Source organism: Mycobacterium sp. ST-F2, from assembly GCF_001905655.1.
Lineage (GTDB): Bacteria > Actinomycetota > Actinomycetes > Mycobacteriales > Mycobacteriaceae > Mycobacterium.
Genome location: NZ_JMHT01000006.1, coordinates 24,081 through 36,459 on the forward strand (window position 1 = coordinate 24,081; position 12,379 = coordinate 36,459).

11 protein-coding genes are annotated in these 12,379 nt (G+C 66.2%); all 11 read right to left on the bottom strand.

Annotation, left to right across the window (positions count from 1 at the left end):
- Positions 1–315 precede the first annotated feature (315 nt).
- Positions 316–1,131, bottom strand: coding sequence for a mammalian cell entry protein (locus tag EB75_RS02980; RefSeq protein ID WP_073694002.1), 816 nt, complete (start codon positions 1,129–1,131; stop codon positions 316–318).
- On the bottom strand, positions 1,098–1,661 hold the full coding sequence (locus EB75_RS02985) for an Rv1363c family protein (protein ID WP_073694003.1): 564 nt from the start codon (positions 1,659–1,661) through the stop codon (positions 1,098–1,100). The genes EB75_RS02980 and EB75_RS02985 overlap by 34 nt, the downstream gene beginning before the upstream one ends.
- Positions 1,661–2,632, bottom strand: coding sequence for an RDD family protein (locus EB75_RS02990; protein ID WP_073694004.1), 972 nt, complete (start codon positions 2,630–2,632; stop codon positions 1,661–1,663). The genes EB75_RS02985 and EB75_RS02990 overlap by 1 nt, the downstream gene beginning before the upstream one ends.
- On the bottom strand, positions 2,629–3,300 hold the full coding sequence (locus EB75_RS02995; RefSeq protein ID WP_061000438.1) for a hypothetical protein: 672 nt from the start codon (positions 3,298–3,300) through the stop codon (positions 2,629–2,631). The genes EB75_RS02990 and EB75_RS02995 overlap by 4 nt, the downstream gene beginning before the upstream one ends.
- Positions 3,270–4,829, bottom strand: a complete 1,560-nt coding sequence (locus EB75_RS03000; RefSeq protein WP_073694005.1) for an MCE family protein — start codon at positions 4,827–4,829, stop codon at positions 3,270–3,272. The genes EB75_RS02995 and EB75_RS03000 overlap by 31 nt, the downstream gene beginning before the upstream one ends.
- A 4-nt stretch (positions 4,830–4,833) precedes the next feature.
- Positions 4,834–5,919, bottom strand: coding sequence for a virulence factor Mce family protein (locus tag EB75_RS03005; protein WP_064858617.1), 1,086 nt, complete (start codon positions 5,917–5,919; stop codon positions 4,834–4,836).
- 107 nt (positions 5,920–6,026) lie between these two features.
- Entirely contained in the window at positions 6,027–7,646 is a 1,620-nt protein-coding gene (locus EB75_RS03010) for a virulence factor Mce family protein (RefSeq protein WP_064858562.1), read from the bottom strand.
- Between the two features lie 10 nt (positions 7,647–7,656).
- Entirely contained in the window at positions 7,657–9,222 is a 1,566-nt protein-coding gene (locus EB75_RS03015; protein WP_064858618.1) for an MCE family protein, read from the bottom strand.
- A complete protein-coding gene (locus EB75_RS03020) occupies positions 9,219–10,250 on the bottom strand; it encodes an MCE family protein (protein ID WP_064858563.1) in 1,032 nt (343 codons plus the stop codon). The genes EB75_RS03015 and EB75_RS03020 overlap by 4 nt, the downstream gene beginning before the upstream one ends.
- Entirely contained in the window at positions 10,247–11,527 is a 1,281-nt protein-coding gene (locus EB75_RS03025) for an MCE family protein (RefSeq protein ID WP_064858564.1), read from the bottom strand. Before EB75_RS03025 ends, EB75_RS03020 begins: the two co-directional genes overlap by 4 nt.
- Positions 11,528–11,531: 4 nt before the next feature.
- Positions 11,532–12,320: an MlaE family ABC transporter permease gene (locus EB75_RS03030; RefSeq protein ID WP_502689330.1), complete on the bottom strand. Its 789-nt coding sequence runs from the start codon at positions 12,318–12,320 to the stop codon at positions 11,532–11,534.
- Positions 12,321–12,379 lie beyond the last annotated feature (59 nt).

Genomic DNA, 12,379 nt, shown 5'->3' on the forward strand with positions numbered 1-12,379 from the left:
CCGCTTTCCCGGATTTGGCAACCGGCGACCCGAAGCTCACACAGCACCGAGCGGGCGGTGCGGACAGCAAATTTGCGTTTGCGGAATATAGTTTGCTGGATACCGTGGAGACGCGACGTGCAGCCGTCCCACGTCCTGGCAAATATTGACGCCGACGGCCGCTGTGACATCACACTCGCGCAGGTCCGAACGTGATTCATGCCATAGTCCGCGCAGGCCGGGTTCCTTCTCGACCCAGCCGGCGGCGGGCAGTCCACAGTGTGCTGACAGGCAGCGCGCACCGGTTCAGGCAAACCCGCCCCGACGGCCTGGCGGCTACAGCCGCGGGGTCAGATCCAATTTGGTCAGGGCATTCATCTGACTGACCTTCCAATCAGCGCCGGAACGCTTCAGAGTCAGCCGGTACGACAGATACCGCAGCGAGGGGATGCCCTTGGTCAGCGGACTCGACGCGACCGAGTTGGTGTAGACGATGGCCGTGGCCTCATTTGCACCGATACTTTCCACCGCTGTGCCCATCACCTTGGTCTGGTTGGTGACCTGAGCCTGCTTGTTGCTCGCGACGATCGAGTCGACGAACTTGCGATACTCCTCGGCGAAGCCGCCGGACAGATATTGCTGCGACCGGTCGGCCAGCTTGTCCATGTCCTCCGGCGAGTACGACCACAGCGTCGTCACCGCCGCGGCGGCGGTCTTGGCGACATCGAACTTGGCCTGCACCAGGGCACGGTCCGCCAGGTACGGCTGCGCCGCCGCACCCGCGAAGGCCGAGGCCCCGACGAACAGCGCCGCAGCCACGACGCCGGCGGCCAGCAGCTTACGCCCGGCAGGACGGTGGGGCACCAGCGTCACCGGCACCGTCTCGGTCTCCGTGTCGGGCTCCGTCGCGGCGACCTCGTCGGCCGCTTCGGCGGCCGAATCCTCCTGCGCGACAGTATCTTCCGACTTCTCATCAGCGTCGTCGGCTGGAGTGTCGGCGTCTTCAGCAGGCACGGCAGCGCCGGGCTGATGCCGGGGCAGACGGTGCCGGCGGCGGGCTGCCTTGCCCTGGGGGGCGTCGGCCTGCTGCGGAGCGTCGGCCACCGAGTCCCCCGGGGTCACATCACCGGATTCATGCGGCTGATCTTCCACTGCTGCCCTTCCTGCGTTGCCGTTACCACCCACCGCGATCCGTTCTCGACGGTCGAGTTGCCGTCCGGCGTCGTCGTCGTCAGCTTCATCGCGATCAGCACGTCCGCGCTGCCGTCCTCGTTCCACCGTTGTACGCCCGCGTCTTCGACGGTCCCCTCTGCCGGTTGCGCGCGCGCCACCTGCATCAGGATCTGGTCGTGCTTGTCCTTGAACTGCTTGGCGAAGTCACCGGTGGACTGGCCCGCGATCTTCTCGACGTAGGCATTGGCGTGGAACGGATCGACCGCGGTGAAGCCCGTCATGAACTCTTTGACATAGCCCAGCACGGCCGCCGACTTGGCCTGACTCGCCACGTCCTTCTCGTGCTGGACCAGCAGGTAGGTGCTGGCCGCGATCGCGGCGATCACCAAAACCGTTGTGACGCAGGCGATCACCACCAACGCCACGCGGCGGGGTACCGCCGCCACAGCCTTGAAGTAGTCACCGGCGACGAAACGCTCGGCAGCATCGATCTTGCGACGCGGACTCATCAGCGTCCTCCCCGCGGGCTCTTGAGCACCGTCAGATTCGACAACTGCCACTTGCCGTCGGATGACTTCACGAAGTCGACCCGGACGGTGGCGGTGATGAACCGGAGGGTGTTGGCGTCGACGCCGCGCTGCCCCTGCAGCGCCAGCAGCATCGTGGCCTGATCGGTGCCGGCGCTGAGGATCGCGCTGCTCACCGCGTAGTACTGGTTGGTCGTCGGTTTCTTGCTCACCGCCTGCTGCTGCTTGATCAGCTGATCGCGGTAACCGTCGGTGACCAGCGCCTGGGCGGTCTTGAAGTCGTTCTGATACGTGTCGATGCCGTAGCTCAGGACGTGCTCGACGATCTTGGGACCCTGCTCGGAAATCTGGTTCCGCGCCTCGTCGACCGCGCGGTCGTGCCGGAACTGCACGCCATAACTCAGCCCCACCGCCGCCACACAGACCAGGGCACCGGCCACGAGCACCTGCCCGGCCCGCCGGGCGGGGTCTCCCTCGGGCGCCGGGACGACGCGAACTTCGGTGTGCAGCAACAGATCTGCGAAAGTACGGTGCCGCGGGTCCCAGAGCGGCCACAGCCAGCCCAGCAGCACCGCGACGGTATCCAACAGATGCGCGAGGTCACGCAGGATCAGTCGGCCCATACCGGCGGGAACGCCGGCGGGCACCCGCTCCACCCGGATGGCGAACAGCGAGCGGCCCACGCTCCATCCGGTGATCGACGGCAGCAGCCACCGGTTCACCAGGACCGCGGCCGCGGCCACCGTCGCCACCGCGGCGTACACCCACAGCGTCCAGTCGGCCCGGGCGGCATAGCCCAGCAGGGCCATGACGGCGATGATCGCCACGCCCAGCACCACGTCCAGCGCGAAAGCGCCGGCCCGCGCCGGCCACGAGGCCAACGCCGGTGCCGCTTCCAACTCGGACCCCGTGCTCACTGCCTCGGCGCTCGTCGTCTCCTGACCAACCGTCACGAGGTGACCTGGTCGAGCTTGGCCACCTTGAACTTCCCGTCCACCGGTGCCATCTGCGCCCGCATCCGGTAACCGACTTCCTTGTCCTTCTCGGCGCTGTTGTTGATCTTCACGCGCACCGCGACCAGGACGTCGATGGACCCGTCATCGTTGTGCTTCTCGACGGCCGCCCGCATCTGCGAGATCTGCACCTGCACGTTGGCGGCCTTGTACGCCTCGAGCGTGATGCCGCTCATGAACGACGCCTGCGTCTGGTACGCGCCGGTGGCGCATTCGATGATCTTCGTCTGCGCGGCGATCATGGCCGACGTGTCGGGTGCCTGGGTCGCCGTGACGCAGTCCTTGGCGGCCGCGATGGCGGCCGTCTCGTTCGCCGCGAGCGCCTGACTCTCACGATGCGATTTCAGCGCGAACCAACCGCCCGTGCCGACCGCGGCGGCCAGCACGACGAGCGCAAGGCACACCGTCAGGGCAATGCCCCGCCCGATCCGGGCGGGGCGCTGCGCACCCTCTGATTCACCGGTTTCGCCCGGCGCCAATCCCGAACTGCTCCTCGCGTGCGCCTCGATCGATTCTTCGGCAGACGGCTCGGTCGTCACCACGTCCTGGGACGTGACGTCCTGCTCATCGGTGGGGTTCAGCTGGCTGGTGCCAGCATCTCCTTCCATCCGTCGTCTCCTGGGTTGCTCGAGTTACTGACCGAATACTTCACACCATTCGGTCCGACCACCTGACCGCTCTGTGGGTTGTAGGTGGCCTCTGGTCCTGCTGCCGGAGTGTAGAGGCACTTGTTGGGTTGCTGCCCGCTGCACTCCACCGTGCCCTGCCCCGGTGCGCTGATCGGGTCGCTGGACGGCGCCGACGCACGCTCCGGCGGCGGCAGCATGTTGGCCGGCAGCGGGTTCAACCCGTTGTTGATCGACGGCGCCGGGATCACCTTGCCCGGGTCGACCGGCTGATCACAACGCGCGGCCGGGGCCGGGCAGTTCACGATCTGGTCCGGGGTGCCGTACCACGGGTTGGTACCGAGCGGCTCGTACGGCTTGTTGTCGCGGCACTCCATGGGGCTTGCCGCGCGTTTCGCCGGGTTGTCCACACACGGCAGGTTGCGGGAACCGCGGACCGTGTTCTGGGCGTCCTTCGGGATCTTGCAGTACAGGCCCGACTCCAGCGGGGCGGTCGACGTGTCCGCCGGGGACCGCCACTGCGGCGCCGGCAGGTAGCCGGTGAGGCATGGCGGCGGCTGGTTGATGCCCAGCGCCAGGTTGATCGGCAGTTCCTTCTCGTACACCGCGGTCAGCGAGTCGACGATCGGGCCGACCATCGGCAGCACCACGAGCACCTGCTCGAGGCCCTTGTTGTAGCGCTTCAGCATGTCCAGCACGATCTCGACGTTGGCCAGCGATTGTGGCAACGCGTCACGGACCTCGCCGAACACGGCGTTGAGCTGATCGGCCGTCGGCGCGCCCTGCTGGATGGCATTCCGCAGCGCCGCGTCCTGCTGGGCCGACTGTCCCGCCAGCACGTTCAGGTTCCGGGCCCATCGCGAGATCGCGTCGCCGGACTTGACCTGGCTGTCGATGATCGGCGCCGAGTTCTGGATGATGTCGTCGACCGAACCGAGGTTGTCCTTGAAGTCCCCCGCCAGCGCCTGGGTGCCGTCGACCAGGTGCTGCAGTGACGGGCCGAGCCCGCCGACCGCCTCCGTGGTGTAGTCCAGCAGCGCGCCGATCTTCTCCTTCGGCAGCGAAGCGAGCGCGTTCTGTGTCGCGTCGAGAGCCGGACCGACCTCCTTGGGGACGGAGCCCTTGGTGATCGTCTGCCCAGCGGAGAGGTACCGCTTGGACGGGTTCTCCGGCGGCACCAGATCGATGAACTGCTCACCGACCGCGGACACCGAGTGGACGTTCGCCTGCACGTTGTCCGGGATGTCCACATCGTTGTTGACGTCCATGGTCACGCGCGCGCCGGTTACCGTCGGCTCGACGGACAGCACCTTCCCCACCTGGTTACCCAGGTAGGTGACGTTGGCGGTCTTGTACAGGCCGCCCGAGTTGGGCAGTTCGGCGTACAGCCGATGCATACCCACACCGAGGTAGGTCGGCAGCTTGAGATACACCAGGGACAGCCCGACAAGCGCCGCCACGGTCACGATGCTGAAGATGATCAGCTGAATCTTCAGAAAACGGGTCAGCATCTTCTCACTCGCCCCTTTCGATTCGCGGGCCGCCCGGTGCGTTGGCCGGGTTCGGGGTGAATCGGACGTCCGGGATCATCGTCGCCGGGTCACGGCCCCACGACTGTTCCAGAGCCCGAGCCATACCCGACAGACCGGTGCCGGTCAGGATGCCGTTGTCGATGGCACTGAGCGTCAGGTCGAGGTGCAGCGAGATGTTCATGTAGTCGCCGCGGATGACCTTGGGGATGTTGTCGATCGGGAACGGCAGCGTGAACAGCAGCTTCATGGCCGGCACCAGGTTCGGTGACGTCTTGGCGATCTGCTTGAGCGCCCGCTGCAACGTCGCGAGGTTGGTGTGCAGGTTCGCGTTGCTGTTCGACAGCGTGGTGTCCGACGCCTTCGACAGCCGGCCCAGTGCCAAGAGCGCGTTCGAGAACAGGTCCTGGGTCTTGTTGAAGTGCTCGATCAGCGGCGGCGTCTCGGTCAGCACCCGATCAAGCGTGTCGTTGCGATCCGCGACGACCTTGAGCAACGTGTCACTGGAGCGGATGGCCCGCGTGATGTCCTCACGCTGCTGATTGATCTCGTCGGTGAACGTGTCCAACCGGTGCAGGAACTCTTTGATCTGATCCGCACGCCCGTTGAGGATGTTGTAGACCTCGGACTGGATCTTCTCGACGTTCGGCACACCGCCGCCGTTGAGGATTCCGGAGATACCGGCCAGCGTCCGCTCGATGGTCGGGTACGCCGACGAGTTCTTCAACTCGATGGTGTCGCCGTTGCGTAGCGGCTTGGACGACGGGTCGGCCGGCGGGTCCAGCTCGAGGTGCTGAGCACCCAACAGGCTGGTCTGGCCGATCTTGGCCTGCACGTTGCGCGGCAGGTTGATGCCGGGGTTCAGATCCACCGTGAGGGTGGGCACCCAGTTCTTCAGCTCGATCGCACGCACCCGGCCGACGAACACGTCGGCCACCCGGACCCGGCTGTTGGCGTTGAGGCCCAATGTCTCCGGCATCTGGACGTAGATGGTCGAGTGACCATCTACGGTGCCCGGCCCACCGGGCAGCGGCACGTTCGCGATGCCTCGCCAACCGCAAGAGCTGAGCATCAGCGCCGCCGCCGACAGCACGCCGACCCGACGGGCGTTACGCGCCGCCCACCCGCGGCTGTGCCGCGAACGTGCCGAGGGTGACTTCGGCCCCGTGGACCCGGTCATCATTGGCCTCCAACTTCGGCAGGAAGTGCGGGTCCGGCCGGCGCGGGCGCCGGAGCCGGTCCTGGGGCAGGCCCAGGTGCCATGGCACTCATCGGGCTCGGATCATTGCCCGGTCGCGGCGGCGAGACCGGTCCCGGCTGCGGGTACCACGGCGGGGGCAGCGGGCTGCTCTCGTTGTAGGCGTTCGGCGGGCCCGACATGTTCACGCCACCGGTCGGCGGAATGATGTCCGGGCCGCCCATGAGCTCGCCCAGCGACTCCGGCGTCAGCAGGTCCTGGGTCGACTGGCCGACCTTCAGTCCCTGCATGCCCGGCGCGGTGATCCAGCCCGCCTCGTGCTGGCCGTGCGACCACGGGGTGTCGGGCGAGAACACGCCCGGCACGGTGGTGTCCTTGTACCCGCCCGGGGGCTGCAGGCGCGGCTCCGAGTAGGTGACCAACTTCGGCAGCGTCATGGCGGTGGTCGCCATGTTGATACCGAACGGCAGGTAGTTGAACTTGATGGCGTCCATGACCGGTGCCAGATACTGCGCGCACAGCTCCGCCGAGTCCTGGTAGCCCAACCGGCTACCGGCCTGGATCGAGCTGCAGATGAACTGCAGCGGGTTCGAGAAGTTGGTCACGCCCGGCAGCACACCGGAGACGATCAGACCACCGGTGGCCGGCGAGTAGATGTTCTCGAGGTTGGCCAGGAAGTTCGGGTAGACGTGCAGTGCCCGTTCCAGGCCGTCCCGCGGCTCCGGCTGCAGGATTGCCGTCGTCGCCTCCGACACGTTGTTGATGTCGTGGGCCAGGACGCTGCCGTTCTTGTCCAGGAAGCTCCGGGTCGTGGTCATGACCTGGTTGAGGTCCTTGAGCGCCGACGCCAACTCCTGGTCGGTGTTGGTGAACTTGTTGGTGAACGACGCCAGGTCGTTGTTCAAGGACACGAACTGCTGATCGCTCTGGTGCAGCGCGTTGACGAACACCGCCAGGCTCTTGATCACCTGGAAGAAATCGCCGCGGCCGGTGTTGAGCGTGTTCACCGCATCCGACAGACCCTTGAGGGTCTTGTTGAACTGCGCACCCTTGCCTTCGAAGCCGTCGGCGAACGACTCGATGATGTCGCCGAACGGGCCCTTCGGCTGTTCCTTGGTCGGACCCAGCTCGGCGAGGATGCGCGTCAGCTGGTTGCGCAGCTCGTCGTACTCGATCGGAATCTGGGTACGTTCCTTCGGAATCACGGCTCCGTCGGCCATCGTCGGACCACCGGTGTACGGCGGCGACAGCTGAACCACGCGGGACGCGACCAGACTCGGGTTCAGCACCGACGCCGACGCGTTCTGCGGCACCTTGAAGTGATTCGAGTAGTGGAAGACGACCTTCATCTGATCGCCGTGTGGCTCGGTGGTGTCGATGGCACCGACCTCGACGCCCATGATCAGGACCTTGTCGCCCGGGTACAGCGCGAGCACCTCGGGGAAGTAGGCCGTCACCGTGGTGGTGGTCATCTTGCGGTACAGCTGCAGGCCGAAGAAACCGGCGAGCACGATCACCACGAGCGCGATGGCACCACCGATAACCGTCCCCTTGGACAGCTTCGGCTTCTTGATGTTTCGGATGCTGAAAACAGTCGACATCGTGGCGGCCCTATCCTTGCGACCCTGGCGGGAGGAACGGCGGGTTACCCGGCAGCGGCGCGGTGCCTGCCGGACCGGCGCTGGGACCAGGTCCCGGCGGCGCCGGCGGCGCGATCAGCGGCCCGGGAATCGGAGCGAATCCGGGAGCGATGTCGCTGTCGCCGGGCTGCGGCGTCAGCGGAACCGTCCGGGCACCGACGGGTGCGGGCGGCAACGGCACCGGCGTACCGGGCACGTTCTCCGCCGGTTGTCCCGGGAAGGCGGCCGACGGCACACCCGGGCCGGTGGGAACGCCGGCCGGGTTCGGCGCCGACGGGACGACATTCGGCGGGGCATAGTCGGGCCCACCGAACGGACCGACGCTGAGGTGCGAGCACGGCAGCGGGTCGGCCGGCGACGGGTCGGCACCGGCTCCCGGCGTGTACGAGCACGGCGAACCGGGAGGCACCGCGGGTCCGGGATGCTCCGGCGTGCCTTCGAGCTTCGGCGGGGCCGGCGGCGGCGCACCGTTGGCGAAGCGCGTGCCATTGGGATCCGGCCACTGCGCCTCCGGCAGACCGGCACTGCGCCAGAAGTCTTCGGGGTTCAGTCCGCGCTTCTTGAACGCGGCGTCCACGAACGGCTGCATCAGCTGCGGCGGCAGGATGTTCGCGACCATGGTCTTGAAGTACGGGCCCGAAGCGATGGCCTCGGACAGCGAGGCCACGAACTTACCGGCCGACACCAGGGCGTCGGACAGGTCCTGCTTACGGGCGACGAGGATGTCGCTGATGGTCCGCAGCTGCTCCAGGACGTGGTTGATGTTCGGGTTCTCGTCGATGGTCGCCTTCAGCTGGTGCGACACCCGCGAGACCCGCTCCAGCAGCAGGCCGATGGCCTCGCCGCGCTGGTTCAACGCATGCAGCAGCGTCTGGGCATTGACCAGCAGCGCGTTCACCTGGCCACTGCGGTCGCCGAGGATGGTGGCGATCTTGTTGGCGTTGCCGAGCAGGGCGCGGACCTGGTCGTCACGCTTGCCGATGGTCTCGGACAGCTTCTGCACGCCCTCGAGTGCGGCGCTCAGGTGCGGTGACGTCTGATCGACTGTCTCAGACAGCACGTTCAGCGATTCCTTGATGGTCTTGGTGTCCCAGCCTTGCGACGCCCGGGTGACGTCGAAGATCGCGTCGTAGATCTGATACGGCGTGGAGGTCTGGCTCAGCGGCAAGGTGCCGCGCGGCGGCAGCTTATGGGTGCCCTTGGCCTCGATCTCGATGGCCTTGCGGCCCAGGATCGTCTCGGTCTTGATCAGCGCACGGCTGTCCGTGCCGATCGTGTTGGTGCCGATATCGAAACCGATGATCACCTTGTCGCGGTCGATGTCCATGTCCTTGACCGTGCCGACGTTGACGCCGTCGATGCGGACGTAGTCGCCGACCATCAGGCCGCCGGTATCGCTGAACTGGCCGTAGTACGTGGGCGACGCAAACAGCATCGGCACCTTGGTGACGGACGCACCCACTGCCGTGACGAGCACGACGGCCGCCAGACCCATCGCGCCTCTGCGGACCCGGTCGGATCCTTCTATGGACCTCACTTCGGCGTGCACCTTCCGGACGGCTGGTTGGTGAGCTTGACTGTGCGCACGGGTCCACCCGGCTGCAGACCGTTCATCTTCAACTCGATGTCGCAGACATAGAAGTTGAAGAAGTCGCCGTAGACGCCGCCGGAACGACCCAGGATCTTCAGTGCCTGCGGCACCTTCTGCAACGTGTCGTTGAGCTGTTCCTTCTGGTCGACCAGCGACTGCTGTGTGGTCTCCAGGTAGCCGAGCGTGCTGTGCAGCAGCTCGCGGTTGTCGCCCAGCAGATCGGCGAGCGAGCCGGCGCCGTTGCTGATGCTGGCGACCGAGTCGGCGATCGGGTCGGCGCGGTTCTTCAACCCCGTCACGAGCGACTCGAAGTTCTTCAACGTGTCGTCGAACTGCTTCTGGTGCTTGACCGTGGTGTCGAGCACCGTGTTGAGGTTCTTGATCACCTCACCGATGGCCTGATCCTGCTCGCCGATGGTCGACGAGAACGAGGCCGTCTGATCGAGGATGTTGTTGATGGTGCCGCCCTCGCCCTGGAAGATCGTGACGAGCGACGAGGCGATGGTGTTGACCTTCTGCGGATCCAGCGACCGGAACAGGGGTCGGAAGCCACCGACGAGAGCATCCAGGTCCAGGGCCGGCTCGGTGCGGTCGACCGGGATGGTCCCCCCGGGGGCCAGTACCTGGTTGCTGTCACCGCGGCGCAGGTCCAGGTACCGGTTGCCGATCAGATCCAGGTAGCGGATGTGCGCCGTGGTCCCCTGGTACAGCGATAGTGACTTGTCGACGCTGAACTTCACCCGCGATTTGCTGCCACCGTCGATCAATTCGACGTCGGTGACCTTGCCGACCTCGACGCCGTTGGCGCGCACGAACTGATCGGCCTTCAGACCGCTGCTGTTGGTGAAGATCGCCGAGAACTCATTGGTCCGGCTGAACCGGAACTGACCGAAGACGATGAAGATGCCTGCTGTGAAGGCCAGCAGGACCGCGGAGAAGATGGCGAGTTTGATCGCCGTGCCCTTGATGCTCATGGGTTGATCGTGTTCTCCCCGTCTTGACGGCCCCAGACGTATTCGGACGCGAACGGCGAGCCCAGGCCGAAGTGGTTGTACGGCGCGATCGACGCGCCGGTGTCCATCACCATGTAGGGCATCGGCCAAATGTCCTTGGTGACCGTCCAGCACCCTGGGCGACCCATCGGACCGCCGGAAGCGTTGACGCGCGGCAGATTATCCGGATACACGTAGGGGTTGGCGCTGCCGACCAGTTCGGTGTGCATCGCCAGCGAGTACCCGTTGCCGCCCAGGCGCTTGGCCGCGGCCGGCGCACCCGCGGCGAAGCCGCGGACCAGGCAGTCGAGCTCGGGGGCGTACTTGTTCAGCAGCGCCGAGGTCGGCAGCAGGTCCTGCGCGCCGCGGACCAGGTACGGGCCACCGCGCTCGAGGATGTCGCCACCGGTGTTACCGAACCCGACGGCCGACATCAGCGCCTGGTCGATGGTGCCGCGCTGATCATTCAAGGTGCGCTCGGTGGTCACGGCGTTCTTCAGGCCGTCCCACAGATCCGGCGAAGCCTTCGAGTAGACCTCTGTCAGATCGGCGAGGGCCTTGGTGTCGTGCCGGATGTTCGGCATCCGCTGGTTCAGGTCGGCCAGGATGGTATTGCCGTTGACCAGCGATTGCCCGAACTTGTCACCGAGGCCGTCGAGCGCCTGCGCGGCAGCGGTCAGGGTGGCGTTCAGCTTGATCGGGTCGACCTGCTCGGAGATCGCGGTGATCGTCTCGAACAGGGTGTTGAGCTCCGTGGTGACGCAGGCCGTGGCCGGCGTCGGCGGCGAGCACTTGGAGACGTCGATGGTGTCGCCGTTCTTGATCCGCGCGCTCTCGGGATCCGACGGCGAGGTGAACGAGACGTACTTGCTACCGAAGACCGTGGTGGCCAGCAGCTTGGTGTTGACGTTCTTGGGCAGCAGAGGGAGGTACTTCGGGTCGACGTCGAGCTGCAGTCGAGCTTTCGTGTCGTCTTCCTTGCCGACGACGTCGATCTCCTTCACGCGGCCGATGGGCACGCCGTTGTAGGTGACCTTCGAACCGGGGTCCATGGACAGTCCGGACCGGGGCGACACCACGTACAGCTTGGCCTTGGTGTCGAAGTAACCGCGGAACTGGAACCAGACCATCACGAGAACGAGGGCGGAGATCACCGCGAAGATGACGCCGACGATCAGGTACGGCGGGGTGCGGTCCTTGTTGAGCGGTGCGTGGACCTGACCCTCGGCGACAGGAGGCGTTGCTTGTGGATTCGTCATCGCGTCACACCGTCAGGTTGAAGTTCGGGTCGGTGCCGTACAGCGCCAACGAGAAGAGCAGGACGACAACCACGTTGGAGATCAGCGACGTACGCATCGACCGGCCCACGGCCTCACCCACGCCGACGGCACCGCCGCTGGCGTAGTAGCCGAAGTACGCGTGGTTGAGCAGCACCACCATCGACATGATGATGACCTCGAGGAAGGACCACATCACGTCGTCGACGCGCAGGAACGTGTGGAAGTAGTGCTCGTACGTACCCACCGACTGCCCGTAGACGAGCGTGGTGACCAGCTGCGCCGACAAGAACGACAGCAGCAGGGCCAAGGCGTACAGCGGAATGATGACGACCATGCCGGCGACCAGGCGGGTCGAGACCAGGAAGGACAGGGACTTGACCCCCATGACCTCCAGGGCGTCGACCTCTTCGCTGATGCGCATCGCGCCGAGCTCGGCGGTGGCGCCTGCGCCGACCGTGGCTGCCAGCGCGGTGCCGCTGACCACCGGTGCGACGACGCGGATGTTCGCCAGTGCGGCGAAGAAGCCGGTGAAGGCGGCGACACCGATGTTGCCCAGCGAGGCGAAGCCCTGGATGGCGATCAGGGAGCCCGCCGCCAGGGTGACGAAGCCGATGATGGCGACGGTGCCACCGATGACAGCCATGGCGCCGGTGCCCATGCCGACCTCGGCGATCAGCCGCAGCACCTCTTTGCGGTAGTACCGCAGGCAATGCGGGATATGCCCGACGGCCGACCCGACGAAGACACCGACGTGGCCCATGCTGGCGAGCATCCGGCTCGGCGCAGCGCCGAAGTCCTTGACACGGGAGAAGACGCGGGGGAACCGTCCCT

What these genes read in the sequence shown, in the direction of transcription:
- EB75_RS02985 (WP_073694003.1), bottom strand. Translation starts at nt 1,661, where the DNA reads ATGAGTCCGCGTCGCAAGATCGATGCTGCCGAGCGTTTCGTCGCCGGT.
- EB75_RS02995 (WP_061000438.1), bottom strand. Translation starts at nt 3,300, where the DNA reads ATGGAAGGAGATGCTGGCACCAGCCAGCTGAACCCCACCGATGAGCAG.
- EB75_RS03000 (WP_073694005.1), bottom strand. Translation starts at nt 4,829, where the DNA reads ATGCTGACCCGTTTTCTGAAGATTCAGCTGATCATCTTCAGCATCGTG.
- EB75_RS03005 (WP_064858617.1), bottom strand. Translation starts at nt 5,919, where the DNA reads ATGCTCAGCTCTTGCGGTTGGCGAGGCATCGCGAACGTGCCGCTGCCC.
- EB75_RS03010 (WP_064858562.1), bottom strand. Translation starts at nt 7,646, where the DNA reads ATGTCGACTGTTTTCAGCATCCGAAACATCAAGAAGCCGAAGCTGTCC.
- EB75_RS03020 (WP_064858563.1), bottom strand. Translation starts at nt 10,250, where the DNA reads ATGAGCATCAAGGGCACGGCGATCAAACTCGCCATCTTCTCCGCGGTC.
- EB75_RS03025 (WP_064858564.1), bottom strand. Translation starts at nt 11,527, where the DNA reads ATGACGAATCCACAAGCAACGCCTCCTGTCGCCGAGGGTCAGGTCCAC.
- EB75_RS03030 (WP_502689330.1), bottom strand. Translation starts at nt 12,320, where the DNA reads ATGCTCGCCAGCATGGGCCACGTCGGTGTCTTCGTCGGGTCGGCCGTC.